General features: G+C 63.8%; 29 protein-coding genes and 2 tRNA genes. 16 read left to right on the forward strand and 15 right to left on the reverse strand.

The genetic code is table 11. The features are described from left to right. Positions 1–75 precede the first annotated feature (75 nt). Complete coding sequence (gene exaC, locus ACYVHG_RS08000) at positions 76–1,599, forward strand: acetaldehyde dehydrogenase ExaC (RefSeq protein WP_461166862.1); 1,524 nt, start codon at positions 76–78, stop codon at positions 1,597–1,599. On the opposite strand, the gene ACYVHG_RS08005 is transcribed toward exaC, so the two are convergent. Beyond that, entirely contained in the window at positions 1,584–2,312 is a 729-nt protein-coding gene (locus tag ACYVHG_RS08005) for a hypothetical protein (RefSeq protein ID WP_461166863.1), read from the reverse strand. The genes exaC and ACYVHG_RS08005 overlap by 16 nt on opposite strands. Before the next feature lie 93 nt (positions 2,313–2,405). Here ACYVHG_RS08005 and ACYVHG_RS08010 point away from each other — a divergent pair, with 93 nt between their 5' ends. Continuing rightward, on the forward strand, positions 2,406–3,092 hold the full coding sequence (locus ACYVHG_RS08010; RefSeq protein ID WP_461166864.1) for a phosphatase PAP2 family protein: 687 nt from the start codon (positions 2,406–2,408) through the stop codon (positions 3,090–3,092). An 83-nt stretch (positions 3,093–3,175) separates the two neighbouring features. Here the strand turns inward: ACYVHG_RS08010 and ACYVHG_RS08015 are convergent. From ACYVHG_RS08015 to ACYVHG_RS08030, 4 genes are all read right to left on the reverse strand, one after another. Next, a tRNA-Arg gene (locus ACYVHG_RS08015) sits at positions 3,176–3,248 on the reverse strand. Between the two features lie 38 nt (positions 3,249–3,286). Further along, positions 3,287–3,378, reverse strand: a tRNA-Ser gene (locus tag ACYVHG_RS08020). A gap of 125 nt (positions 3,379–3,503) precedes the next feature. After that, positions 3,504–4,046 carry a hypothetical protein gene (locus ACYVHG_RS08025; protein ID WP_461166865.1) on the reverse strand — a complete coding sequence of 181 codons (543 nt, stop codon included), beginning with the start codon at positions 4,044–4,046 and terminating at the stop codon, positions 3,504–3,506. A gap of 69 nt (positions 4,047–4,115) precedes the next feature. Beyond that, positions 4,116–4,676, reverse strand: coding sequence for an RNA polymerase sigma factor (locus ACYVHG_RS08030; RefSeq protein ID WP_461166866.1), 561 nt, complete (start codon positions 4,674–4,676; stop codon positions 4,116–4,118). A 117-nt stretch (positions 4,677–4,793) separates the two neighbouring features. Here ACYVHG_RS08030 and ACYVHG_RS08035 point away from each other — a divergent pair, with 117 nt between their 5' ends. The 8 genes from ACYVHG_RS08035 to ACYVHG_RS08070 all read left to right on the forward strand — a co-directional run bounded on the left by ACYVHG_RS08035 (position 4,794) and on the right by ACYVHG_RS08070 (position 8,932). Further along, the gene (locus tag ACYVHG_RS08035; RefSeq protein WP_461166867.1) at positions 4,794–5,279 is read left to right on the forward strand and encodes an Asp23/Gls24 family envelope stress response protein; all 486 of its coding nucleotides are present in this window, start codon (positions 4,794–4,796) and stop codon (positions 5,277–5,279) included. Continuing rightward, complete coding sequence (locus tag ACYVHG_RS08040) at positions 5,276–5,599, forward strand: hypothetical protein (RefSeq protein ID WP_461166868.1); 324 nt, start codon at positions 5,276–5,278, stop codon at positions 5,597–5,599. Before ACYVHG_RS08035 ends, ACYVHG_RS08040 begins: the two co-directional genes overlap by 4 nt. Further along, positions 5,596–5,778, forward strand: coding sequence for a DUF2273 domain-containing protein (locus ACYVHG_RS08045; RefSeq protein ID WP_461166869.1), 183 nt, complete (start codon positions 5,596–5,598; stop codon positions 5,776–5,778). Before ACYVHG_RS08040 ends, ACYVHG_RS08045 begins: the two co-directional genes overlap by 4 nt. Positions 5,779–5,780: 2 nt before the next feature. Further along, positions 5,781–6,509, forward strand: coding sequence for a hypothetical protein (locus ACYVHG_RS08050; protein ID WP_461166870.1), 729 nt, complete (start codon positions 5,781–5,783; stop codon positions 6,507–6,509). After that, positions 6,506–7,096: an alkaline shock response membrane anchor protein AmaP gene (locus tag ACYVHG_RS08055; protein ID WP_461166871.1), complete on the forward strand. Its 591-nt coding sequence runs from the start codon at positions 6,506–6,508 to the stop codon at positions 7,094–7,096. Before ACYVHG_RS08050 ends, ACYVHG_RS08055 begins: the two co-directional genes overlap by 4 nt. A 2-nt stretch (positions 7,097–7,098) precedes the next feature. Beyond that, on the forward strand, positions 7,099–7,308 hold the full coding sequence (locus tag ACYVHG_RS08060; protein WP_461166872.1) for a CsbD family protein: 210 nt from the start codon (positions 7,099–7,101) through the stop codon (positions 7,306–7,308). 89 nt (positions 7,309–7,397) lie between these two features. Next, positions 7,398–8,501 carry a histidinol-phosphate transaminase gene (gene hisC / locus ACYVHG_RS08065; RefSeq protein ID WP_461166873.1) on the forward strand — a complete coding sequence of 368 codons (1,104 nt, stop codon included), beginning with the start codon at positions 7,398–7,400 and terminating at the stop codon, positions 8,499–8,501. Next, the gene (locus tag ACYVHG_RS08070) at positions 8,498–8,932 is read left to right on the forward strand and encodes an acyl-CoA thioesterase (protein ID WP_461166874.1); all 435 of its coding nucleotides are present in this window, start codon (positions 8,498–8,500) and stop codon (positions 8,930–8,932) included. Before hisC ends, ACYVHG_RS08070 begins: the two co-directional genes overlap by 4 nt. On the opposite strand, the gene ACYVHG_RS08075 is transcribed toward ACYVHG_RS08070, so the two are convergent. The 9 genes from ACYVHG_RS08075 to ACYVHG_RS08115 all read right to left on the reverse strand — a co-directional run bounded on the left by ACYVHG_RS08075 (position 8,905) and on the right by ACYVHG_RS08115 (position 17,966). Beyond that, on the reverse strand, positions 8,905–10,080 hold the full coding sequence (locus ACYVHG_RS08075) for a hypothetical protein (RefSeq protein ID WP_461166875.1): 1,176 nt from the start codon (positions 10,078–10,080) through the stop codon (positions 8,905–8,907). The genes ACYVHG_RS08070 and ACYVHG_RS08075 overlap by 28 nt on opposite strands. A 4-nt stretch (positions 10,081–10,084) precedes the next feature. Beyond that, positions 10,085–11,209, reverse strand: a complete 1,125-nt coding sequence (locus ACYVHG_RS08080) for an acyltransferase family protein (RefSeq protein ID WP_461166876.1) — start codon at positions 11,207–11,209, stop codon at positions 10,085–10,087. A 22-nt stretch (positions 11,210–11,231) separates the two neighbouring features. After that, on the reverse strand, positions 11,232–11,933 hold the full coding sequence (locus ACYVHG_RS08085; RefSeq protein WP_461166877.1) for a hypothetical protein: 702 nt from the start codon (positions 11,931–11,933) through the stop codon (positions 11,232–11,234). Between the two features lie 42 nt (positions 11,934–11,975). Continuing rightward, a complete protein-coding gene (locus ACYVHG_RS08090) occupies positions 11,976–12,764 on the reverse strand; it encodes a sulfite exporter TauE/SafE family protein (protein ID WP_461166878.1) in 789 nt (262 codons plus the stop codon). 39 nt (positions 12,765–12,803) lie between these two features. After that, the gene (locus ACYVHG_RS08095) at positions 12,804–14,345 is read right to left on the reverse strand and encodes an NCS1 family nucleobase:cation symporter-1 (RefSeq protein ID WP_461166879.1); all 1,542 of its coding nucleotides are present in this window, start codon (positions 14,343–14,345) and stop codon (positions 12,804–12,806) included. Between the two features lie 125 nt (positions 14,346–14,470). Next, a complete protein-coding gene (locus ACYVHG_RS08100; protein WP_461166880.1) occupies positions 14,471–14,683 on the reverse strand; it encodes a hypothetical protein in 213 nt (70 codons plus the stop codon). A gap of 243 nt (positions 14,684–14,926) precedes the next feature. After that, positions 14,927–15,679 carry a hypothetical protein gene (locus tag ACYVHG_RS08105; RefSeq protein ID WP_461166881.1) on the reverse strand — a complete coding sequence of 251 codons (753 nt, stop codon included), beginning with the start codon at positions 15,677–15,679 and terminating at the stop codon, positions 14,927–14,929. Between the two features lie 341 nt (positions 15,680–16,020). Further along, complete coding sequence (locus ACYVHG_RS08110; RefSeq protein ID WP_461166882.1) at positions 16,021–17,622, reverse strand: ATP-dependent nuclease; 1,602 nt, start codon at positions 17,620–17,622, stop codon at positions 16,021–16,023. A 104-nt stretch (positions 17,623–17,726) separates the two neighbouring features. Beyond that, positions 17,727–17,966 carry a helix-turn-helix domain-containing protein gene (locus ACYVHG_RS08115; RefSeq protein ID WP_461166883.1) on the reverse strand — a complete coding sequence of 80 codons (240 nt, stop codon included), beginning with the start codon at positions 17,964–17,966 and terminating at the stop codon, positions 17,727–17,729. A 240-nt stretch (positions 17,967–18,206) separates the two neighbouring features. On the opposite strand from ACYVHG_RS08115, the gene ACYVHG_RS08120 reads away from it, so the two are divergent. From ACYVHG_RS08120 to ACYVHG_RS08130, 3 genes are all read left to right on the forward strand, one after another. Further along, entirely contained in the window at positions 18,207–19,340 is a 1,134-nt protein-coding gene (locus ACYVHG_RS08120; RefSeq protein WP_461166884.1) for a hypothetical protein, read from the forward strand. A 493-nt stretch (positions 19,341–19,833) separates the two neighbouring features. Beyond that, entirely contained in the window at positions 19,834–20,736 is a 903-nt protein-coding gene (locus ACYVHG_RS08125) for a hypothetical protein (protein WP_461166885.1), read from the forward strand. 512 nt (positions 20,737–21,248) lie between these two features. Beyond that, a complete protein-coding gene (locus ACYVHG_RS08130) occupies positions 21,249–21,698 on the forward strand; it encodes a hypothetical protein (RefSeq protein ID WP_461166886.1) in 450 nt (149 codons plus the stop codon). 35 nt (positions 21,699–21,733) lie between these two features. Here the strand turns inward: ACYVHG_RS08130 and ACYVHG_RS08135 are convergent, their stop codons facing one another. Continuing rightward, positions 21,734–22,534 (reverse strand): hypothetical protein, encoded by an 801-nt coding sequence (locus ACYVHG_RS08135; RefSeq protein WP_461166887.1) that lies wholly within the window; start codon positions 22,532–22,534, stop codon positions 21,734–21,736. Between the two features lie 103 nt (positions 22,535–22,637). On the opposite strand from ACYVHG_RS08135, the gene ACYVHG_RS08140 reads away from it, so the two are divergent. The 3 genes from ACYVHG_RS08140 (at position 22,638) to ACYVHG_RS08150 (ending at position 24,200) form a co-directional block, all read left to right on the forward strand. After that, positions 22,638–22,991: a hypothetical protein gene (locus ACYVHG_RS08140; RefSeq protein ID WP_461166888.1), complete on the forward strand. Its 354-nt coding sequence runs from the start codon at positions 22,638–22,640 to the stop codon at positions 22,989–22,991. A gap of 240 nt (positions 22,992–23,231) precedes the next feature. After that, positions 23,232–23,423: a hypothetical protein gene (locus ACYVHG_RS08145; RefSeq protein WP_461166889.1), complete on the forward strand. Its 192-nt coding sequence runs from the start codon at positions 23,232–23,234 to the stop codon at positions 23,421–23,423. A 489-nt stretch (positions 23,424–23,912) separates the two neighbouring features. Beyond that, positions 23,913–24,200: a hypothetical protein gene (locus ACYVHG_RS08150; protein ID WP_461166890.1), complete on the forward strand. Its 288-nt coding sequence runs from the start codon at positions 23,913–23,915 to the stop codon at positions 24,198–24,200. Positions 24,201–24,281: the final 81 nt, after the last annotated feature.

The raw sequence follows: 24,281 nt of genomic DNA on the forward strand, positions 1-24,281 counted from the left end.
CGGATGCAACGGCGGTGCAACGGTGCGCGCGTACCGTCGAATGTGACCGCGATCACGCCACTGTGGAGGTAAGCCATGACCGTTTACGCACGCCCCGGAGCCGCCGGGTCGCTGATGAGCTACCAGTCCCGGTACGACAATCTGATCGGTGGGCAGTCGGTGCCGCCGGTGAAGGGGCAGTACTTCGAGAACCCGTCGCCGGTCACCGGCCAGGTCTTCTGCGAGGTCGCCCGTTCGACCGCGGAGGACATCGAGCTGGCGCTCGACGCCGCGCACGCCGCCGCCCCGGCATGGGGGAAGACCGCCCCCGCGGCCCGCGCGGCGATCCTGAACCGGATCGCCGACCGGATGCAGGAGAACCTGCAGGCACTCGCCGTCGCCGAGTCCTGGGAGAACGGTAAGCCGGTCCGGGAGACCCTCAACGCCGATATTCCGCTGGCCATCGATCATTTCCGCTACTTCGCGTCCTGCCTGCGCGCGCAGGAGGGCAGCCTGTCGGAGATCGACGAGAACACCGTCGCGTATCACTTCCACGAGCCGCTCGGGGTGGTCGGCCAGATCATTCCGTGGAACTTCCCGATCCTGATGGCCGTGTGGAAGCTGGCGCCTGCCCTGGCTGCGGGTAATGCGATCGTGCTCAAGCCGGCCGAGCAGACACCGGTGTCGGTGCTCTATCTGTTCTCGCTGATCGGCGACCTACTGCCGCCCGGTGTGGTGAACATCGTCAACGGTTTCGGTGTGGAGGCCGGAAAACCGCTGGCGTCGTCGAAGCGGATCCGCAAGATCGCCTTCACCGGCGAGACCACCACCGGCAAGCTGATCGCCGGTTACGCGGCCGACAACCTGATCCCGGTGACCCTCGAACTCGGCGGGAAGAGCCCGAACGTCTTCTTCCAGGACGTGATGGCCGCCAACGACGACTACCAGGACAAGGCGCTCGAGGGCTTCACCATGTTCGCGCTGAACCAGGGTGAGGTGTGCACCTGCCCGTCGCGGGCATTGCTGGAGCGGCCGATCTTCGACGAGTTCCTGGAGCTGGGGTCGATCCGCACCAAGTCGATCCGGCAGGGAGATCCGCTCGACACCGAGACGATGATCGGCGCGCAGGCCTCGAAGGAGCAGTTGGACAAGATCCTCTCGTACATCCAGATCGGTAAGGACGAGGGCGCGACCCTGGTGACCGGCGGGGAACAGGCCGACCTCGGTGGCGACCTGTCCGGCGGCTACTACATGCAGCCCACGATCTTCTCCGGCGAGAACCGGATGCGGATCTTCCAGGAGGAGATCTTCGGTCCGGTTCTGGCGGTCACCTCCTTCGACGGCTACGACGATGCGGTCGCGATCGCCAACGACACCCGCTACGGCCTCGGCGCCGGGGTGTGGTCGCGCAACGGCGACGTCGCCTACCGCGCCGGCCGGGACATTCAGGCGGGCCGGGTGTGGACGAACACCTATCACCAGTACCCGGCGCACGCCGCGTTCGGCGGGTACAAGGATTCGGGTATCGGCCGGGAGAACCACAAGATGATGCTCGACCACTACCAGCTGATCAAGAACCTGCTGGTCTCGTACGCGCCGGGGGCTCAGGGCTTCTTCTGATCGACCTCGGTGGTGCCCAGTGCCCGGGCCAGTTGCCACGGGTCGCGTCCGTTCGCGGCGTTCATATCGCACCGCACACGGCCGTATCCCTCGGGCAGGCCGTTGCCGTAGCCGCTGCCGTCGGTGTACTGGTGGATCAGGTACCGCGCACCCAGTTCGGGGGCGCGGGAGAAGTCGGGGACGGCGCCGTAGGAGGGCACGACGAACGGGATCTCGGGCAGCGTCGGCCAGATGCTGATGTCGTTCGGGTTGAGGTAGCCCAGGCATCGGGTGAGCTGGTCGCCTCCGCCGCGCCATTGGGCGGCGCCGCGCACGAAGCCGTTGAACGCCGCGGAGTGATCGCCCACGATCTGCCCGCCCCAGGATTCGGCGTCGGCCATGGTCGCCACGTCCGGGCGGGCCTCACCCTGCATCTCGGTGTGCACCGCGAGGCTGTCCTCCCAGTTCGGCCGGACCACCGCGTAGACGATCGCCCCGACCAGGCGTCCGTCGTCGAGCATCCGTCGCACTGTCGCCCAGTTCTCGGTGAACTGCCGGTCCCGGTAGGTGCCGTCGTTGGACCGGATCGCCACCCACCGGTACGGGTAGTCGTCGGGTAGCGGGGGCTGCCACTCGGAGATGTCCGCGTAGAGGGTGTCACCGGCCGCTGCTGCTCGGCGGGCGGCGCGGCCGGACGCCCGCCCCCGAGTCCGCTTGTTCCTCGAAGCAACCACCTGGTCGAGGCTACTTGCCCGCTGTGGTTCTTGCCGTGCGCTTTACTCGATCTTGGGTTGCGCGAACTGCGTTTTCGCGGGCAACCTGGTCCGATGCCCACTCGCACCGGCACCGGCCGGAACCTGCTCGCCGTCGCGGGCGCCCTGATCCTCGCCGTGCTGGTCCTGGGTCTGCTCGACGGTTGGAAGCCGGTCACCGAGGCCGACGGCGAGGTGCTCGAGGAGATGGTCGAGCATCGCAGCCCCGGCACGACGACGGTGATGAGTCTGATCACCGATGTCTTCTCCCCGGCCGGGACGATCCTGCTGGGGGTGGGAATCGCGGCGCTCCTGATCTGGCGACGCCGCTCAGTGGCCGCCGCGATCTTCGTACTCGGGTCGACGGCTGTGGCATCGGCGGTCACGCTGGCGCTCAAAGCCCTGTTCGCCCGTCCCCGGCCTCCGGTGATCGACCATCTGGTCAACGAGTCCGATTACGGTTTTCCCTCCGGTCACGTCACCGGCACGACCGCGTTGCTGCTCGCGACGACGGTGGCCGTGACAGCGGGGTGGCCGGTGCGGCAGCGGATGCTCGCACTGATAGTGCCGGCGCTCGTGATCGGGACGGTGGCGGCCAGCCGCCTCTACCTGGGTGTGCACTGGTTCTCCGATACGGCTGCGGGGTTCGCCGTGGGCGCGGCTGGTGCCGCGATCGGCATCGCACTACTTCCGCCCGCGTCGTGGGAGAGCTGGGACCGCCGCCTGGGATCGACGAAATCTCGGTCACTGACCCACCGATAGCGCGGCTCAGTGACCGAAATCTCCGGGAATGAGTCAGGGCCGGTTCTCCTTGGTGGAGAACCGGCCCTGATCTGTACCTTCTGTGCGCCCGAAGGGATTCGAACCCCTGACCTTCTGATCCGTAGTCAGATGCTCTATCCACTGAGCTACGGGCGCATATCCCTATTCAGTTCTCATCGGTCCGAAGACCGATGTGGCGGAGGCGAGAGGATTTGAACCTCCGGTCCGGTGTTGGCCGGACAACTCATTAGCAGTGAGTCCCATTCGGCCGCTCTGGCACGCCTCCAAATCGGACGCGATGCGCGAGCGATCCTTCACGGTCACGCGCAACCGCCGAGCAGCTACTTTACACAACCACTACGCAACCCACAAAATCGCAGGTCACGGTTCACCGGCCGCTCCCCGCGGGACCTAGACGGCGATAGCGGCAGGGAGTGAGACGGTCGTCCGGGCGTCGGTCGTCGCGGAGGTCAGCAGGTCCTCCCAGACCAGGTCCACCCGCACGCCACCGGCGCCCGCGGTCCGGGCAACGACGTCCGCCGCCAGGGTGCGCAGGCGGTCACCAGCGTCGAGCAGGGTCCGCGTGCGCTGGTCGGCGTCCACCGCGACCAGGTGCACGGTCACCTTCAGCAGCCGCCCGGAATCGATCGTCAGATCCACGTCCGCGATCGCGGCGGATTCCTCTCCGGCGCCGTCGGACAATGCGGCGGTGATCGCCTTGGTCAGCGCGAGCTCGGTGATCGTCACACCCGGCCGCCCGGTGACGACGACCCGGGACCGACGCGGCAGTGCGGACACCCCCGCGGCGACGGCCGCACGCATCCGGTCGACCAGGTCGTCTCCTCGGTCGGCCTCGGCTGCAGACACCCCTGCCAGCCGGCGCGTCGCGTCGGCGATCCAATCCGTTGTCGGCACCGGATCGGCGCCGCGACTGTCCCTGGGGCTGAGGTCCATCGGTTCCAGTGTGACCACGCCGTGCCCGAATTGCCTAATGCAGCCACGCCGGGGCGCGTCCCCGCAGCCTCACGTCCAATAGCCGTGCAGCGCCTCGGCGAGGCGCTTGCGGGTGCGCTGGAGATGCCCGCGCACCGACCCCTCGGACGTCCGCAGAACGCTGGCGATCTCGGCCACGGACAGACCGTCGACCTCCCGCAGCCACCACGCCGCGCGCGCCTGGTAGGGCAGTCGCCCGAGCTCGCGCCCCAGCGCGTCCAGGAAGTCCCGATCGGCCGCCGTCTGGCCCGGCCCCGGCTCGCTCGCGACGGCGTCCTGCACCGCTTCGGAATCGACCACCGGCGTGCGCCGCCGCAGTACATCGGCGGTCTTTCGCGCGGCTATCGAGAACAACCAGGTACGCAGGGTGGACCGGTGAGCGAACGTCGGCATGGCCTTCCAGGCCGCGATCAGCGACTCCTGGACGATGTCATCGCAATCGCTGCGTTCGGGCATCGTCCGAGCCACGAACCGGTGCATGGCACCCGCGTGCCGGCGCACCAGGACGTCGAATGCGGCGGTGTCACCGCGCTGCGCACGCCGGGTCAGCGTCTCGTCGGAGAGCGACGGCAACAGATCCGCGCCGAACAACCGACCTCCTGATGTGAGATGGATCACATTTCCGTGCTGAACCGGCGTACTCCTACGTCACACCAGTGTGCCGGATCGGACCGCGGCGCATCAGGCGACACAAGGAGAGATTCTGAGATGACCACCAGCACCAGCAAGCAGGCAACCGCCACCACCCCCTCCACCGACGCTCCCGCCACTAAGACCCCCGGCTCGGAGCTGTCCACCAAGGTCGGTCGCGGCACCACCAGCATCGCCGACATCGTGGTCTCCAAGATCGCCGGAATCGCCGCCCGCGAGGTCGACGGTGTCTACGACCTCGGTGGCCAGGCCGCGCGCGTCGTCGGCCGGATCCGCGAGACCCTGCCCGGCAACCCCGACCTCACCCAGGGGGTCAGCGTCGAGGTCGGCGAGCGGCAGGCCGCCGTCGACGTGGCGATCGTCGCCGAGTACGGCGTGGCGATCCACGACCTCGCCGCGGGCATCCGCAGCAACGTCATCGACGCCGTGCAGACCATGACCGGCCTCGAGGTGACCGAGGTCAACGTCACCGTGCACGACGTCCACTTCGCCGACGACGACGAGGCGGCCGAGGAGCCCGCGCAGTCGTCACGGGTCCAGTGACCAGCGCTCGCGCTGAGCGGGTCGACGGTGTCGTCGCCGCGGTGACCGCCGTCGACGGTGTCGCCGGCATCCACGCCGGTGGCCCCGGGACCCCCTCCACCCACCTTCCGGGGCGCACCGTCCGGGGCGTCCGGCTCGACGACGAGGCCGGGCAGGTCTGTGTCGTTCTCGAGTTCCGCCGCGACCTGGATCTGCTCGAGCTCGCCGATCAGGTCCGACGAGTCGCTTCCGACGCCGCGGGGGTTCCCGTCGACGTCATCGTGTCCGATATCGCGGCGCCCGCTCCGGGCACCGCCGCTTCGAAGGAGAGCACCTCATGACGCCAGGCAATTTCACCGTGTGGGGAGTCGTCATCGGGCTCCTCCTGGCGATCGTCATCGTCGCCGGCGGCCTACTCGGCTTCCTGCTCGCACTCGTCCTCGGGGCGATCGGGCTGGCGGTCGGCGCGCACTTCGACGGTCTGATCGACCTCACCGCCCTGCGCCGCGGCCGGAGCTGACCATGACCACCGAATCCGGCAGCAGGGGACGCACCGTGATCGACGATCGGGTGCGGCGACGATTGATCGAACATGCCGTGCTGACGGTTCCGGGTACCACCCGCAAGCAGGGCCTGGCGACGCGGCAGCTGCCGTCGGTCCGGCTGGCCGAAGGTTCCCGGAACCGGGTCGACGTGCAGATCGCCGCGCAGTGGCCGTACGACGCGGCCCGGCTGGTGCCGCAGGTGCGTTCGGCGATCGACGACGAGTTGACCCGAAGTCTGGGCACCACCTCCGACCGGGTGGACGTGCACATCTCCAAGATCGACGAGAAGCGTTCCGGCTCGGAGGCGGCGTTCCTGCATCACGATCCGGAGGCCGCCGCCGAGTCCGCGGAGGCCGTCTCGTTGCGCCGACACGCTCCGCGCCGGACGGCCGGTTCCTCGATGCTGGCGGTCCCGCTGCTGCTGGCCGTGGTCGCGCTCGGGGTGCTCGCCCTGCGTGACACCGCGGTCTCGCTGGGCTGGTCCGCGGGTTCACGCTGGATCGACCAGGTTCCGCGGATCGCCGACGATGTGCGCTGGTCCTGGTGGAGCTGGCCGGCCACGATCGCGGCGATCGTGGTGGGTCTCATCCTCCTGATCGCGGCGATCGCACCGCGGCGGCGCAGCCACAAGCCGGTCACCGGCGAACTCTGGGTCCGCGGGCGGGTCCGCGACCTCGCTTCCAGCGATGCGGAGGTGAACCGATGAAGACCTCGACCCGTGTCCTCGACCGGCTGGTCGTGGCACTGATCGGCATCGTCCTGCTCGGCGGCGGGTTGTGGGCGCTCGGCACCCGGATCGGTGAGCGGTACACGACCGACGCCACCCGGCGGGTATCGGTGGAGAAGATCACCCGCCTGCCGGACGAGCCGTGGTGGCCGACGGTGACCGCGATCGCCGGTGTGCTGCTGATCCTGGGTGCACTGTGGCTGCTCATCCGCCACCTCCACCGTCCGGCTTCGCGTACCTTGGTGACCGAGGGTGGTGGCACCGTCGAACTCGGACGGGTGGCCGATGCCGTCACCGCCGATCTGGCCGAGAGTCCGCTGCTCCAGCGAGCCCGGTCGTCGACGGTGGTGGATAGGGGTCGTCCGATCATCCGGGTCTCGGCGAAGGTCGCACCCGGCGTGTCCGCCGATGAGCTCGCGGTCCTGGCCTCCGCGGCCGGGCGGGAGGTCACCGCGGCGACGAACTCCGAGGTGGGGTTCCAGCTGTTGGTGAACCCGGAACGCGCCGACAACAGGCTTGGGGACCTACCCCGAGGAGAAGAACGAACGACCACTGAGAGGACATAGTCATGGGGATCGCAGACGACGCCAAGAACAAGGCCGAAGACCTCAAGGGCCGCGCCAAGGAGGCCGCGGGCTCCGCGACCGGCAATGACGACCTCAAGGCCGAGGGCCAGGCCGATCAGGGCATCGCCGGCGCCAAGCAGAAGGTCACCGACGCCGCAGACGCGGTCAAGGACGGCGTGAACTCGGTCAAGGACAAGCTGACGGGCAACTGACCCGCGACCGTACCGGCGGGCCGGCTCCACTTCGGAGTCGGCCCGCCGCTCTGTTTCGCCCGCCGGTTCCGCCGGTCTACCCTGGCCACGTGGCCACCCCATCGCAGAACCGCTCCACACAGCTGAGCATCCGCTCCGATCTCGACGCCCTCCCCGCGTACGTTCCGGGGCGGACGGTGCCCGGCGCCATCAAACTCGCGTCCAACGAAGTGGTGGAGGGGCCGCTGCCGGCGGTGGCGTCCGCGCTCACCGAGCTTCTGCGGCACGCGAACCGGTACCCGGACAACGGAGCTTCCGCGTTGCGGGTCGAACTGGCGAAGCTGACCGGAACCACCGAGGAGCAGGTGCACGTGGGCTGCGGTTCAGTGGCCCTGTGCCAGGACCTGGTGCAGATCTCCTGCCGTCCCGGCGATGAGGTCGTCTTCGCCTGGCGCAGCTTCGAGGCGTACCCGATCATCACGCGGGTGGTGGGCGCGGTTCCGGTGCAGGTTCCGCTGACCGACGATTTCACCCATGATCTCGATGCGATGGCCGCGGCGATCACCGACCGCACGCGCCTGGTGTTCGTCTGCAATCCGAACAACCCCACCGGAACCACCGTCTCGCAGCAGCAGCTCGAGGACTTCCTGGCGGCGGTGCCCCCGCACGTGATCGTCGCTCTCGACGAGGCCTATTACGAGTACCACCGGCCCAATGATCTCACCGGTGAGCGCATCGACGGTGCCGCGCTGATCTCCCGGTACCGGAACGTGATCGCGCTGCGTACCTTCTCGAAGGCCTATGGCCTGGCCGGGATGCGGGTGGGTTACGCGATCGCCGACCCCGAGCTGATCACCGCTCTGACCCGGGTGCACCTGCCGTTCTCGGTGAGCGCGCCCGCGCAGGCCGCGGCCATCGCCTCGCTGCGTGTCGGCGAGGAGCTTCTCGCCCGCACCGAGTCCGTTGTCGCCGAGCGTGTTCGTGTCCGCGATGCGCTGCGGGCAGCGGGCTTCGACGTACCGCCGTCGCAGGCGAACTTCCTGTGGCTACCGCTGGGTGACGAGTCGATGCGCTTCACCGCCGATGCCGCCGATGCGGGCCTGCTGCTGCGGGGCTTCGACGGTGCCGGCGTCCGTGTCACGATCACCGTCGCCGAGGAGAACGACGCCTTCCTCGCGTTCGCAACCCGGTGGGGCGAGGACGGTGACCGGTGAGTCTCGGGAAGCACGAATTCGCCTTCACCGCACATGTTCCGGTGCGCTGGTCGGATATGGACGCGCTCGGGCACGTCAATCACGCGCGCATGGTGACCCTCTTGGAGGAGGCCCGGATCCAGTGGCTCCTCTCCGCCGGCGAGAAGTACGCCCCGCTGATCAAGAGCGCGTTCATCGCCGATGTGGCGATCAAGTACAAGGCGCAGTTGTACCACGAGGATTCACCGGTACAGGTGGGCATGTACATCGCCGGGAACCGCAGCGTGGACTTCACCATCGGATACGAGGTACGTTCGAAAGACGCTGCAACGGAGTCGAAACCGGCGATCCTGGCCACCACCCAGATGGCCGTGGTAGACATCGGCGCTCGCAGTCTGCGCCGGCTGACCGACGATGAGAAGTCCTACCTGGCGTCCTGGTCCCGCGACTGAGCGGGTTCGGTTTCAGGGAGCTCCCGGGCTTCCGGTGGCACCTGACGATCACCGTTGGTGAGGGCGCGCCGAGAACCGAGTTCGCCTCGCGCCCCGAGGATCTGGCCTGCAATCCGATGGGCGCTCTGTGTGGAGATCTCCCGTTCTCCGGAGCGGAGCACCAGTTCGTGGATCTGCTGGTCGATCGATTCCACCGAAATGCGTTTGGGGCGGCGGGAATCGGCCACGTCCACCAGATCGCCGACGCGGGTGAGTGCGGTGACCCGTTCGACCAGCTCGTCCCACACCTTGTCGAGTTCACCGGAGCGGGTGCCGTCGGCGAGACCGGGGGCGTACCGCAATTGTCCCCAGACCGCACGGAGCGCCGCCACATCGGCGGAGATCTGCACCAGGTCGGTGGGCAGGTCCAATTGCATCAGTTGCTCGTCGAACTCACCGGAACTGACCGACCGGGAATAGGTGACCTTGTCGTACACCAGGCCCGCCACGAACAGCAGGACGTCGTAGCGGTCCTCGAAGATCAGCAGCCGCTCGTCGGGGGCGCCGTGCCCGTCGACCCATCCGGCGACCTGGGGGGCGAGCCGCAGCACCGGGCCGGCCACCCGAGCGACGGTGCGTGCCGCCACCGCCGCGGCTGATGGAGTGACCGGCAGCGGGGTCAGGCACAGGGCGTCGAACAGGGCGTCACGTTCGTCCAGGTCGAGGTGTACGGCGTCCTTTCGGGCACGGCGGACCGCACGCACCCCGGCTGCGAAGGACAGCCGGTTCAAGGTGAAGGCGTGACGGAATCCGGCGAGCTTACGACGGGCATCGGCGGCGCGGACCGATTCCGCGGCGGCCTTGGCCTGCTGGAACGGGTTGGGCGGATCGGCGTAGCCCGATGCGTCCGGCAGGCCCGCAGGGCTGTCCGTGCGTTCGTGTTCGGCGATCCGGCTGAGTCTGCGCAGCTTGGCGTAACCGCCGATGTCCGGGAAAGCGCGTTCTGTGTCGAACCGGTTGAGCACCGCTTCACGGCCCGACGGCGAGAGGTGCCCGGCGGCGATCAGCAGCGCGGCCTCGTCGGACAGCTCCCGGCGGGGCATGGGGATGGCCCGGGCGTCGCACCACCGCCGCACCGGTGCTTCGACGTGCACCTCCGGCTCCGTCATCGCCTCACCCCCTCGCCGTGATCCGGTTCCTTCGTGCCCCATCATCCCCGAAGGGGAGGGCGGCGCGCAGCGCCCACGCGAGAGGAACGCTCACGATCGAGGTCGCGAGGAAGGCGATCGGGATGTTCCCGGTGAACATCGGCCACCCGAAGACGTCCAGCAGCATCACGTCCATCACGATCAGGTGCACCAGGAAGTACTCGTAGGAGATGTTGCCGAGCCACACCATCGGGCGGCTGCCGAGGATCCGGTGGTACCACGAGCGGGATTGCGGCGCCAGGCCGAGCGGTGCTATCAGGGCGGTGGCGATCAACAGGTACAAGGCGGACTTCACCAGCGCCTCCCACACGCTCTGCGGCACCATCGTCGGCGGGCCGCCGATAGCCGGGAGAGCCGAGACGATGAAACCGGTTACCGCGACGCTCAGGCACGCCGGGGTCGCCCAGGTCGGCCAGCGCCGGACCAGCGGTTCGGCCACCGTCAGGGCCATGCCGCCGACGAACCACCACAGGTACGCCGGCGGCCACATCCGGGCGGTCAGCTCGATGTCGGGGGCGATCAGGATCCACACCGGTGAGATCGCAGCGAGCACCGCCAGGCCCGCGAGCAGTCGGCCGGGCAACCACCGGTACCGGCACAGCACGGCCGTGAGCACCCATCCGAACAGAGGAAGTACCAGGTAGAACGCCATTTCGACGGCGAGGCTCCACGCCTGGGTCAGTCCCACACGCAGGTGCCCGAAGCCGTAGATCTGGGTGAAGGTGAGGTTGCGCAGCAGGCCGTCGATGCCGGCGCCGGAGGGGTTCGGCTCGGGTCGCACCAGGCCCAGCGCGTAGACGGCGACCACCACGATCCAGTACGCCGGCACCACTCGCCGGAACCGATGCCAGGCGTATCGGCGCAGACCGGGTTGTTCCTGGGCACCGTCGAGCAGGGCGCGGACCCACGGGCGGAACAGCAGGAAGCCGGAGAGCGCGAAGAAGACGGGTACCCCAATCTCCAGCCGGGCCCAGAGGTGGCCGACGAAGTCGTCGGTGTAGTGACCGGTTCCGAAGGCGGCGTGCGTGAGGCACACCGCGGCGGCCGCGACGGCCCGCAGTCCGGTGAGCGGCGCTACTCGACCCTGCATCCGTCCATCTTGCCTGCCCGGCTCAGCAGAAGCCGCAGTCCCCGGTCGCAGCGAGCTGGGTGAAGCAGTTCGGGCAGAGCTTCGCCGGACGCGGCTCGGGCTTGGCCGGGGCCTTCGCCTCGCGGACCGACGGGGTACGGGCCGCGCTCGGCTTCTCCAGCGGACGGGCCTTCACCACACGACCCTTCGACGGCGCCTTCACCGGCCGGACCTTCGCGGCGCGGGCGGCTGCCACCCGTCGCGCTTCCTCCAGTTTCGGGGTCATTTGCGGGCCGGCACCGGCGGGCATCGTCGCCCCGTAGTGCAGGTAGCAGGCGAACCGGGCGGCGGCGGCGTGCTGATCGAGGTTCGGCGCGGCGGGCAGGCCGGCCGCGGCGACCGCGTAGGCGTAGCCCTCACCGACGGTGTGATCGTGCGCGACCATCAGCGCCACCAGCGGGGGCTCCCCGGCGGCTTGGCAGCGGTCGGTGATCCGGCGCTGCAGTGCGGTGATCCAGGTGCGCACCGGGGCGCGGGTCGCGATACCCGTCTCCGCCTGCGCGCGGGCAGCGAGCTCGGCGAAACTGATGAAAGCGCCGTACCGGCCGGCGAGCTCGACCAGTGCGTCGTGGGCCGCATCCGCCCACAGATCGAGCGCGTCGGAGAAGGGGAAGGAGAGTTCGTTGGCGCTGCGCCAGGCCTCGAGGTCGATCGGGTCTTCGGGGGGCGCGGCTGCTTCACTCACTGACGCATTTTACGGCGAGCCATGGGGTGCAACGCAAACCGCTCAGCTGCGCGTGAACTGGATCACCACGTCGTAGCCGATCCTGCAGATGAACGCGGAGACCACCACCAGGAACACCACTTTGACGAAGCCGCTGCCCCTGGCGACCGCGGTGCGGGCACCGAGGTAACCACCGGCCACATTGACACACGCCATGGCGACGCCGAGCTTCCAGAACCCGGCGCCCTGCGGCAGGAAGACCACGAGTGAGGCGAGGTTCGTCGCGAGGTTTGCGACCTTCGCCTTCGCCGACGCCTCCAGGAAGGCGTAGCCCATCAGCCCGACCATGGCGAAGACGAGGAACGATCCGGTTCCCGGGCCGAGGGCACCGTCGTAGACCCCGAGTGCGAACCCCGCCACCCCGGCCGTGACGAGGTGACGGTGGCCACGGTGCCGCAGGTCGGTCTCACCGCCGAGGTCGGGCCGGCGCAGCGTGTAGGTGAGGACCACGATGAGAGCGGCCAAGATGATCGGGTTGAAGGCCTCACGGGGGATGTGCGAGGCGATCACCGCTCCTGCGATCGCGCCGGCGAAGGCGGGTGCCGCGAGCGCGAGCGCGGTCCTCGGGTCTGGGCGTACGCGGCGCCAGAAGGTGACACTACTGGCGGTGGTCCCGGCGATCGACGCCATCTTGTTGGTCGCGAGCAGGTGGATCGGTGCCGCGGTGGGGAACGCGATCAGCAGCGCGGGCAATTGGATCAGGCCGCCGCCGCCCACCACCGAGTCCACCCAGCCGGCGGCGAGGGCCGCGAGCAGCAGGAGCAGTAGCGTCGTCGTGGTGATCTCGGGCACGACATGATCGTGCTGGAGTGCCGATGTGCATATCAACCCTCACTGCGACGGAGTCGTGCCGCTCACTACCGCCTCGGGTGATCCGTTCTTGCCGATCATCGATCCGGGCATCCCGAGCACCGCGGCCAGAGCGATGTAGGCGACGAAGCCCGCTCCGCAACCGATGAACCAGCTGTACTTGGGTACCCAATCCGCGGCGGAAGCCAGCTTCGGCACGATCACCGATGCCAGCGAGAGAGCACCGGAAATGATCACCGCGTACACGGCGATGGGGTTGTAGCCGTTCTTGTAGAAGTACGCGCCCTGGGGATCGACGGTGAACAGATCGTCGACGACGATCTGCTGTTTGCGGACCACGTAGAAGTCGGCGATCAGGATGCCGAACAAAGGACCGATGAGAGCGCCCAGGATGCCCAGAGTCCAGAAGATCGCCTCGTCGTTGGCATACCAGTTCCACGGCGTCAGCAGCACCGATCCGACTGCTGCGATCATCCCGCCCATCCGCCACGAGATCCGTTGCGGCGAAACGTGCGAGAAGTCGAACGCGGGGCTGATGAAGTTGGCGACGATGTTGATTCCCACCGTCGCCACCACGAAGGTGAGACCACCGAGAAGAATGGCGAAGGTGGTGTCGATCCGCTGCACCGTCTTGATCGGGTCGGTGATCAATTCCCCGTACAGCGGCTTGGTCGCCGCGGCGATCAGCACCGTCAACAGCGAGAACACGATGAAGTTCAGGGGCAGTCCAAGCAGGTTGCCGCGTTTGACCGCATCGAAGCTCTTGGCGTACCGGGAGAAGTCACCGAAGTTGAGCATCGGCCCACTGAAGTAGGAGACGACTGCGGCGATGGCCGCGAACATGGTCGCGATGAGCGCCGTGCCGTGCAGGGAGCTCGTGGACAGGTTCAGATCGACCTTCCAGTTCACCTTGTAGAGCATGTACAGGCACATGGCGAGCATGACCACGTAGACCGCCGGGCCGGCCCAGTCGATGAACCTCCGGATCACCGTCATGCCGCGCCAGAACAGCGCGGCCTGCAGCACCCACAGGATGAAGTAGCTGACGTAGCCGAGGTAGGACAGCCCCAGGAAGCCGTACTGACTGACGTCGGCGTACGGCGCGAGGCCGGGCCAGAGTTTGAGGAAGACGATGTTCAGCGATTCCGCAGCCAGGAACGTCTGCACGCCGTACCAGGCGACCGCGATCAGACCTCGAATGATGGCCGGGATGTTGGCACCGAAGATCCCGAAGGACATCCGGCTCGCGACCGGGTACGGCACACCCGCCTGCTGGCTCGGCTTGGCGACCAGGTTCGTGAAGAACTGCACGATCACGATGCCCACGATCAGGCACACGAACACCTGCCAGACGCTCAGGCCCAGGGCGAACAGTGCGCCCATCGTGACGTAACCGCCCACGCTGTGCACGTCGGACATCCAGAACGCGAAGATGTTGTACGAACCCCAGGTCTGTTTGCGCAGCGGCGCGAGATCCTCGTTCGCGAGACGCTGGTGGTACCCCAACTCGTCCCAGGTCGGTTCCCTGTCGGTCGCGTCGTGTGACGCAGCATCGATCGCCATGCCGGTTGCCTTTCGTGCGTCCCCTGGATGCGGGGAAATGCGGCAACGCTAACGACGATGCGTTTCGGTCTCGTTATCTCTGGAAGCCGTTCCTGTGAGCGACTGGTGCGAAACAGGGCATACGGCTACGTGGTGTGCGGCGGTTCCGTGTTCGAGGCGCGAGCGTCGCGGATCGCGTCCACGATCCAGGCGGTCACGACCACCACCACTCCGACCACGAAAGCGATTCCCCAGCCGACGTTTCCTGCGCGGAATTCTTGAAGCGCGCCCCTCACGACCAAGAGGAGGCAAGCGACGGTGACAGGAATCAGGACGCGACGGCGGGAGAGCTCAGACATGGGGTTATCTTACAGTGTTTCGGTGGTCGAACTGAAGGCTGCCTACGCGTTGTCGTTGCTCGAGCAGCGTCACCCGGCTTCGATTAGGAGCGGGCGGGCAGGGAGAGTCATCGACTCCGCAGAAACCACGCCTGAAATGCTCCTACTTGCGGAGCCAACGGGGTGGCTTTCGAACCTGGACACCTCGACAGCAGCGATTCTGACGACGCTGGTCGAAGGCCACAGCTCAAGCTCCGACACGCGCTAAGCGTCGCTGAGTGGAACCCACACCGGCAACGAGCACTTGTCGGGCCTATCCACGACAAAGGCAACACTATGGATTGCTCGCGTGACACCGACATACAGTCCACATGCCGCCTTCGGAGCCAGCAGTTTCCCGCTGGCAAGAAACGAACGGATGCCGCTGGTCGGAAAGATGGCAACCCGATCAAACGTTCCCCCTTTCGAAACTCCGAAATTCATAGCTGCAACACCTTCTGGCACTGGCGTGCTAACCGAAGCGCGCAAACAGGCCGGACTGTACGCATCGAGGTACTCTTCGAGATGTCGGGTAGCTACGGCGAACACACCGTCATGCGCTGAAGCCCGGCTCTGTCTCGACATCGTTTGAGGAAAGTCCAAGGCGGGGTCGAATATCGAATCAGAGAATGTCGCGATAGGCTGAACTGAGCGCCACGTATCAGAGGAGAAGGACAGCTCTAATCGGCCCGCAGATGCTTGTTCGCGGAACCAGTCAAGCATCTTTATGCCTCGATACTTTCGGTGACGGGGATCCTGCGGATTGGTATCGAACACCGACTGGCGTATGTCACCCACGAGGCGGACGGAACATGCTGACGAAAGAAGTCGTTCGAGTATGTCGAGGTCGTACCCCGTCATATCTTGCACCTCGTCGAAATATATTTCGTCGTATATCCGTCCGATACGACTTACGACCGTTCCTTCGGCAACCTCAGCAACATCGATCGCTAGTTTAGACAGAAATCGCTTGTACACGCGAGACTCAGAGTCAAGAAACCTGTCCTCCCCCTTCGCGATCACAACCCCTTGCGAATTCTTAAGTGGCTCCCCGTCAAAGTTCAGTCCCCCAAGCCTACGCCCGGGATATTTGAGAGGAAGAAACGGTTTGACCCAATGATTCAACAGAAACGAATACCAACCGGATACCTCAGGAACGCACCCGGGATCGCAGGCAGCAGCAAGACGTCTCTCTAAATCGCGCTGCCCAGATAGAGTGTAGCTTATAACGAGCCGACGACGATTACGAGGCCCACCTGCGCACGCGTCTACGATCGACTGTGTCTTTCGGGAACCAGCAACTGCAAGCACCGCCGAGTTCATGACACAAACTTCACTGCGCTAAGCAGATACGGCGGATACTCCACCGCCTCACTGGACTCATCCAACTTCAAAGCCCAATCCGTCTTATCTGAAGTCATACACTCAACCACATTAGCGGTTTCGTCGATGCCCAATATCTTGCGGATCGCTCCCTCACCATTAACCTTTAAGAGTTGGGGCTCAAGTGTCGCGCCATCAATCGGATCGCCTATGAATACCTCACGTAGTCCGTCCTGCAGCAGTTCGGACAGCGGTTTCCTCCAGTGCTCAGGCGGCTTCCCATCACTGTCTCGAATTGCTGCAGCTTGGCGCCCCAAAGCGGCACACAGCTGCAACCCGCGCTTAAGCGACACACCCGCCATCGAGATTACATCGACCCCCATCTCGATGGGTGTCTTGTCAGCATTCACAGAACGAAATGCGTGCTCGAAAACCATCTCATCGGAGGGACCTTCAACAAGTACGACCTTGTCTGCGAGGACAAGGCGTAGGGTGTCGTAGCCCGATAGCCGTTTGAAATACTTCACGGTATCAGCAGGCAGAGAGTCAAACTTCGCCAAAGAGCCCGCGTGCAGAAGAACAAGCTTATCCAGACCAAGCCGATTCAAGACATACGAGCTGTGCGTCGTAAGGAACACTTGACGTCCACCAGCGAGCTCCTCGATACGCGAGACGAGTTTTGTCATGCTTGTATGAGAGAGGTGATTCTCAGGCTCTTCCACTAGGACATACCTGGTCGATTCCAACGATCGATTCATCGCAAGCGCCACCTTGATCGCGACTTGCTGGCCTTGACCGGCCATCACAAACGGGATATCCGCTACCTGTGGAACGATGCTGTTTTCCCATGATGCACTCGAAGACTGATCCATATGGAGGCCAATCTTCCGGTCATGCAACGCTTCGCTCGCCTCAGCAATGCGATCATTGATGGGTGCGAGCGTCGCGGTGGTAATTGAGTGCCGAGCGCTTCGATGTGCGACAGCCACAGCTGCTCGCTCCCTCGGCTCGATGAAGTCAGTCAGCATCTCGCGCGTATGATAATCGACCCCGGCAGTCGATCGGATCGTCCTAGAATCGACTACAGCGACCCCCAGATGCTTAGGGCGTCGCCCGAGCTTCTCATCGGCGAAACTACGCCAGTCAACCGCGTACCACTCCGTCGGAAGAATTCTCGGCCGATTGGAGTTGCTTATATAGTCTGAGAACTCGCTGGAATATTCTGGCGAAGGTGCAATATGAAGACGAACCCCGGGCGCCTTCTCTTGACGAGAGTTGTGAACGCCCAACAACGGCTGAAGGTCGTCATCCTCGCTTGTCAAGTATAGCTCGATATAAATCTCGGGTGGTAGCGACGGGGTTCCGGAATCGACCGCGTCAAAATACGCTTCGACATCCGCCTGGTTGAACCAGTACGGATTCAGTTCGTCCTGCGCCCATCGCCCGTTCAACCTACACGTCAGCGCCAGACTCACCGCTTCCAGTAATGTCGATTTACCGGCTTCGTTTCCACCAACAAGGAGGTTCATTCCAGCATTTGGCTCGAACTCAAATTCTTTGAATATTCTATAGCCTCTAATGACGATTCTGGTGATCATACGCCCCCCAATTGCTTCATATTCTGCAGGTAATATAACGCATTTTCACGTACGCTGGTAGCCGTTTCGATCATCATTCGGAATTTTCGGCACAACCCAAGACATTAGTGCGCCCAGCCGAGCGTCTCCGCAACGCCCCCGATGGTGTTCCCCAGCGCCTCCACCACGTGCTTCAGCTCGATCACGTCCAGCCGTCGCTCCCCCGACTCATACTTCGACACGAACGACTGCGGCTCGCCAAGTCGCTCGGCCACCTGTACCTGGGTGAGACCGGCATCGACCCGAAGCTGCCGAAGCAGCGCACACAGGCGCTGGTACTCGGCGGTATGGATCGACTTCTCCACACAGGTCAGCCCACCTTGCGCCCGCCAGTATCCCAATTTAGGATACTGGGACGCGCCCCAGTTCGGTGGGCAGCTCCACGCGGCGGGAGGTGAGGGCAATGGGAGGCGGCGGCAACGTGGTACTCGGTGGCGGCGGGAACTGACCCGTGAGCGTCACATAGAAGCGGCGGTGCACCTACGTGGTGCACCGCCGCTTCTGTCTATCCAAACCACGAGCTATTTGTTACACTAAATTTGAATATGCAAGACCTGCTCAACCGAATCGTGCACGTCAAACGCCTGCTCCTGGCGGTTGTGCTCATCGTGGCGTCGATCGGCGTCGCGTGGTTCAGCACCCTGGTTGACACAACGCCAGCGTTTGCAGCGCTTCGCGGATTCGTCTGGGCAGAGACGGCCGCCGGACTCTTCGGTGCGGCGCTAGCTATCCTCATCGACGCCCAGATGAGCCGCGACAAGGACGCCGCCGACGATGAGCGATTCCGTCGAATCATCCGCGAAGAGGCTCCCGAGATGCGCCGGGCGGTCATCGAGGGATTCGCATTCGAACCGAGCGAACTGGCACGGGTGGCAACGCCGGCCACGCTCGACACCATCATCGAGAACAGCCTGGCCATCCGGCTCGAGGACGAACAGTTCGCTCGTGAGCTGTATCAGGACATCCGCGACCAGGCGGTGCAATCCACCGAGCGCTGGTTCGACACACGAGTGTCGTTGCATCTATCGCCACTAGGTATACCTAGTGGGGCGACCGGAGGTCGCCCCATGCCCACGACTCCGATGTTCGTCGTCACCACCACCTGGGAGTACACCGTCACCCCAGCACACTCGATTCGTCACTTCACCTGCGTATCCGACGAGAGCGCCTATCGCGACGCGGTCGAAGACGGCGGCAACACATCAGCGTGGTACTTCCGGCCAGACGGCACGCTCGACGGTGGTGACCGCGAAGCCTTCGAGCTGGTGCGCTTCACCGTTGATGGCGAGGAACGGCCGATCCGGCGCAGTACTCACGGCCGCAGCCAGACGTACACGGTAGAGATCGGCGAAGCAGCCGTCGAACGCCTTCAGCCAGTGGTCATCTCGTACACCTACCGCACGCTCACCAGGCAGCACGGGCACCTGCTGAACATCGACATCGAGCAGCCAAGCCGCGGACTGGCTGTGGAGCTGGACTACACCGATGCGCCGATCGAGCAGGTTCGGGTGCTGCCGTTCTTCCCGAGCAGCAAGCGGCCACGGTTCATGAACATGCCCGAGACGGTGCCTGACCGGACGGTGTCGGTGGCGCTGGATGGGTGGTTGATGCCCGATTCCGGTGTGGCGATGGTGTGGGTACTGGATATAGAGCGAACGTCCGCACCTCCCGTGCCGTAACTCGTACACACCGAATCTTTCAAGGTTCAGGGAAGTTACATCCGTGTCTTTATGCACGTAGAGCGGCGTGTTCGTTTGAGAAGTAGCACTAACCCATGAAACTCTTCGTCTAGACACACAGAAGGGGGGGCCACTCATGGTCCGTATCCGAAGCGCAGCGTTGCTCTCCGAGCTGTCTGCCGTGTGGACAACAGAGATTAAGCCACGCACACTTGACTTCTCGCCCGCACACATGGAGCGACTAGTGAACGGAGGAAGCCAGATGCCGTACCGCCCTGATGGCGATCAGCCGTCTATTGCAGCCGCCGCATGTTTACAAAGGCTAAGGTTAAGGTATAATGGTTACTGAGGCTAAGCTACTATCTATGTCAACACCCCCTTCGGAAATCAGGCAGAAGCACACAGTGACCTCGGCACCCAGCCGAGGGATTCGCACAGCCTGCTACTATCTCCGCCAATCTGTCGAAGACCGAAATCACCCAAGGGATGCAGTGTGGCAACACTCAAGTTTAGGTATGCGGCTTCGCCGCGACCAGACACAATCCTCAAAAGGATGGGGTACCGGGAGGAACGTTTGGTTACCGACCTGTCTCCAACAGCTGTATCAAGTTCTGGCGGAAGCATACTGCTACTGCAAAAGAAGTCTGTTATCGGGCGCACCGCGGGACAACGCCAGAACGCACGAGATCTTGGCATTGGACAGATCCGGACCAGCGCAGTCGTTCCTGAATCCTGCAGGGATTCACAGACTGGAAAAGCGATCAAGATCATGCACATTATGGAAGGATTCCGTCTCCCCGATCCTCTACCGAAAGGTAGGCACATCATCACCGTCGTGGACGGGAATATGTTTATCCTTGATGGCGGCAGACGGCTGCACTGTTACGAGGATCGCAATATGAGCGAACTCAATTTCGTTGGCCAGCAGGGATCGCGGGACTTCATCGCCGAGGGCGGACATAGCGAATATTACGCGAGCCACTTTGAAGACAGACTTGTCTCAGCAGCGTGGACCTGTGAACGGGATGGACTCATGCGGCTACTGCATACGGTTATCACAGTTACTGAGGGGGAGGCGGCATCTCAAATCGATGTGCGTATGACGGATGGAGAAGAAATCGAAACTGAATCGATAGACGAGCTTGTAAAGCTCGCGTATGCGCACGGGGACGTGATGGAATCCGTAATCGTAAGGCGTGCTTCGCGACTCTTCTTTTGGTCGCGAACCCCTTCGGCAAGCGAAACATCTAATCCGGACTTAGGCGAGGTCTCTATAATCACTGAAGCCGCGGACGCCAAGACGTTATCATACGTTGTATCACATTCTGCATCTCCGATGATAGGAAAGTACGCGACAATGCTTACAGCGCACCGAAATCCGCGTTCCAAGCGCTAGTCCTGAATGTGAAGTGATGATCGCATGACTCGAATTTGGCGAAAGTTTTTCGACAATCCCGTCGCCCCCAAAGTTACGCTCAAAATTTCCTACGCGACGAAGCCTGCAAGTGCCGAATCTACATCTATCAGGCAGGATGTGACTATCAAGGTCACGGCTATGCGCAGCGTTCTAGTGGATGTATACAACGTCGACAATTCGAGAACACTCTTGACCACGAGCTCAAGTTCGTCCCCAATTCTTGAGTCGGCGAGCTTCACTCTGGAAGAGATAAAGGACGGCAAAGAGAAGCCTCTGCTGTTTGATATCGATCACCACATCCCCGACTCGTGCAAGTCTGCAACTCACACTCTGAGGACGACATACCAGTATAGCTTCGATGACTACGCGCCACGGCAGTCTGGGGTATTCGTCCCATCAGTATTCGACTGTCCGGTGCCGAGCGAATGAAAGCTTGGGATCCTGCATTCGTATTCTTCACTCCTGCTCTCTCTCAGCTAATAAGTGCGTGGATGGGAGCGCTGGTGGCGAAAACTACGGATTCCCGAATACGCGACATTCTAAACGCGAAGCTAGGACATTTCGCCATTCTACGTGCCGACGGAAAGCCTGGCGGAACGATTCTCGCGGGCACGACCGTAGCAGAGCTAAAGGTCGAGGGGCTGGATGAGGATACCTTTAGATCAGTGTACGGGATCGAGCGCGAAGTAACCACTATAATAATCTCGCTTCCAGCGCTAATCATTCCCTTTATGGTGTTCGACAAGCTCTCCTCAAAAGCGCTTCTCTTCTGGTACACAGCGATACTTGCGGTTGCAGTGGGGCTCGTGACACTAATTCTATGTATCAGCCCGTCAGTATATCGCGGGTGGTACAAGCTCAAGCTATCACCCGCAGGAATGATTCTCGTGGTAGCAAATGTAACGCTGGGTTTCCTAGCGTTCTTTGGCGTACTCTCCTGACTTCGGCAAGCGAGGACTTCTTGCAAGTTCCTGCACTAAACTGGCGGCGAAACCACTCGGGCTTCATACCTCAAGGGTAACCACTCCCAAGAGATTACGTACAACCTGTCGGCCCTCGGTCGATCAAATCTGCAAGTTGCGGTTGCATCCCCCGAGGTAAGCTGACGTCGGGCCCTACCGAAGGTCGCTTCAAAAAAATTCTTGGCCACGCACGCCCACACTTCATATGGCCGATAGTCGCCCAGAAAGCTGACGGCGAGAGTCAGCGACTCGGGACGCCAGTCACGCGGATACCCATATATCAGCGCAGGAATCGACGGCTCCGTTGATGGGTTCGCGTAGTCGAAACTTCGCCTCTTCGTCGCGCCGCCACTCTGCTCGGCGTCCTCTTGTATCAGGGTGATCCCCTTAACGACAAGATCTTTCACGGCTGCAACCACGTACAGGTGTCCAGTGAAAGTATCAGCGAGTAGCTGGCTTCTGACTTCGCCAAGTGCTCGATCAGACCAACGCCCGAGGGTCTTCACGTCGCGTTTGACCACCTGGCTGTAGGCGCTCCGCCTGTCGCCGAGGAGGTCGTGCTCACGTGACACCGGTTCGCGTCGTAGCAGTGCCGCGAGGTTGATCCCGAAGTCAACTTTCAACGCTGCCGCATGCTCCGCACCATCCAGGCCATCAATCACTTCGAGGAGCCGTGCACGCGCGACAACGGGGTCGCTGGTGGCGAGGGCAGACATCACCGCGCCCGACTGCTTGAGCCGGTCGGTCGTCAACCCCGGCCCTTCGCGCAACTTCCGAAGCTGCGCGAGCACCAGATCGTCGGTGTCTACTGCCATGTCCACATTCTGGGGTCTGTTTGACCTATCGGGCTAGGGCTTCATCCGGGGAGCGTGGGTCGCAGTCGCTCACACCGAGCCGACACCTACGGAAGGACTCCCCATGGCCAGCAACATCCAACCCCGCCGGACATCCGAACCAGCAGGTATGCAGTGGTCAGGTCGAACAGCGCGATCCGTTAACCGGAACCTCGCAACGATCCACGCCGACACAACCTGCAAACTCGCTCGCATCGACGCTGAGGTGGAGATTCAGCAGGAGAGCATCCGCGCGGTCAACCACGTCGGTACGGCGGCACTCATCGCCACGGCACAGTTGTCGCAGGCTGAGGTCACGCTGGCGCAGATGGCACCGCATGCGTCGGGGCGGCTGGCGGCCATCGCTGATCTGACGGCGCTTCAGAGTGCCGAAGTCGTCGTTGACACAGCGCAACGCGTACGGCGGGTCACCCGATGAACACGTCACTGCTCCTGCTCGGGGCAACGCTCGTCGTCGCAGCCGCTGTCGCCGCCGTCGCGGTGGTGTCAGCCAGGGCGGAGCGCAGACGGTTGCTCGCTGTTCATCGTCGACGGCTGCTGATTCGTCGTGAGCAGTATCGCGCCGAGCAGAGTTTGCGGGCGATGACCCACTTCGCATTGGCCGAAATGCTGCGGGTGGCACGGCAAGAGCACGGAACACCTCCGACTGAGCCACGGCGTGATCATCATGGCGGATCGTGAGCCGGTGCCGCTCCCGGGCAAGCTCTTCGGGCTTGCTCTGGGGGTGGTGGCCATCGCCGTGGCGGTACGTATCGGCTGGCTGGTCATCGAGCCAGTGCTGCCGGCCATAGTGCCACTACTCGTCATGCTGGTCATCTACCGTCTGTGGTTCGGTGGCCGTCGTCGCTGACTCGATGTCGTCGGCACAACGATCAAATACATTTATATCCAGTGTGTTTCACCATCTGGCGCGAGGCGCCGGTCGGTGATGTGGAATGCACAATCAGCATTGACGGGGGCAGCACGTGCCCCCATAGTAGGCAGTAGATGCGGGGGCACTTCGAACCCCCACCCGCACATCGTCTTTCGATGACCGTGTCAGGTTCGACATCACTATCAACACCACTGGATGGCCGGGGCGATCGCCCCTAGCCGTTCTTCAGTGCGCCTTCGGTCACATACCACTGGCGCGCTCGTCCAGGAAGGAGGGACACCACATGCAGCAGCAACCACAGGACAGTACCGATGATCGGTCGGTACGAATTACGGGCATCCGTCGTCAGGTTGGGGACGTTGACGCTATCCACGCGCTCCGAAAAATTGCACGGGCGATCGTGGCGATGGCCCGACAGGACACCGACGACAAGTCGCCTGAAGCCCCTGGTCATGAGGAGACACGATGACCGGCACCATCCACTGGCATGAACTGGTTCCTCCCCGAGGAATCGCGCTCGAGCATGTCGCCTCACTGATCCGACCGCTGGCATCACGTCCGCGTCTGGGGTGGCGTCACCAAACGCCGCTCGTGGTATTCGAGCAGTGGCAGCTCGACGGTCGATGCCGCTACTTGGTCGGCATTGAGACGCCGCTCGGTCAAAGGCTGATCGATCAGCTCGCCGGTGCGATGCCCGGACTGACCGTGGGGACTGCTGCACCGATAGAGACAGTTTCGGTGTCATGCCGCTGATGCGGCTGTGTTGATGATGGAGCTTGCCCCGGTTCTCCGGACACCTGATCTGTAGCGTCGTTGCTACAGGAGAGGAGTCCA

Source organism: Tsukamurella serpentis (genome assembly GCF_054780975.1).

Bases quoted from the DNA above. Each gene is read 5' to 3' on its own strand.
- ACYVHG_RS08095 (WP_461166879.1), bottom strand. From the start codon at position 14,345: ATGGCGATCGATGCTGCGTCACACGACGCGACCGACAGGGAACCGACC.
- ACYVHG_RS08100 (WP_461166880.1), bottom strand. From the start codon at position 14,683: ATGTCTGAGCTCTCCCGCCGTCGCGTCCTGATTCCTGTCACCGTCGCT.
- ACYVHG_RS08130 (WP_461166886.1), top strand. From the start codon at position 21,249: ATGGGAGCGCTGGTGGCGAAAACTACGGATTCCCGAATACGCGACATT.
- ACYVHG_RS08055 (WP_461166871.1), top strand. From the start codon at position 6,506: ATGAAGACCTCGACCCGTGTCCTCGACCGGCTGGTCGTGGCACTGATC.
- ACYVHG_RS08010 (WP_461166864.1), top strand. From the start codon at position 2,406: ATGCCCACTCGCACCGGCACCGGCCGGAACCTGCTCGCCGTCGCGGGC.
- ACYVHG_RS08135 (WP_461166887.1), bottom strand. From the start codon at position 22,534: ATGGCAGTAGACACCGACGATCTGGTGCTCGCGCAGCTTCGGAAGTTG.
- ACYVHG_RS08060 (WP_461166872.1), top strand. From the start codon at position 7,099: ATGGGGATCGCAGACGACGCCAAGAACAAGGCCGAAGACCTCAAGGGC.
- exaC (WP_461166862.1), top strand. From the start codon at position 76: ATGACCGTTTACGCACGCCCCGGAGCCGCCGGGTCGCTGATGAGCTAC.
- ACYVHG_RS08035 (WP_461166867.1), top strand. From the start codon at position 4,794: ATGACCACCAGCACCAGCAAGCAGGCAACCGCCACCACCCCCTCCACC.
- ACYVHG_RS08110 (WP_461166882.1), bottom strand. From the start codon at position 17,622: ATGATCACCAGAATCGTCATTAGAGGCTATAGAATATTCAAAGAATTT.
- ACYVHG_RS08120 (WP_461166884.1), top strand. From the start codon at position 18,207: ATGCAAGACCTGCTCAACCGAATCGTGCACGTCAAACGCCTGCTCCTG.
- ACYVHG_RS08025 (WP_461166865.1), bottom strand. From the start codon at position 4,046: ATGGACCTCAGCCCCAGGGACAGTCGCGGCGCCGATCCGGTGCCGACA.
- ACYVHG_RS08140 (WP_461166888.1), top strand. From the start codon at position 22,638: ATGGCCAGCAACATCCAACCCCGCCGGACATCCGAACCAGCAGGTATG.
- ACYVHG_RS08050 (WP_461166870.1), top strand. From the start codon at position 5,781: ATGACCACCGAATCCGGCAGCAGGGGACGCACCGTGATCGACGATCGG.
- ACYVHG_RS08045 (WP_461166869.1), top strand. From the start codon at position 5,596: ATGACGCCAGGCAATTTCACCGTGTGGGGAGTCGTCATCGGGCTCCTC.
- ACYVHG_RS08150 (WP_461166890.1), top strand. From the start codon at position 23,913: ATGACCGGCACCATCCACTGGCATGAACTGGTTCCTCCCCGAGGAATC.
- ACYVHG_RS08080 (WP_461166876.1), bottom strand. From the start codon at position 11,209: ATGCAGGGTCGAGTAGCGCCGCTCACCGGACTGCGGGCCGTCGCGGCC.
- ACYVHG_RS08075 (WP_461166875.1), bottom strand. From the start codon at position 10,080: ATGACGGAGCCGGAGGTGCACGTCGAAGCACCGGTGCGGCGGTGGTGC.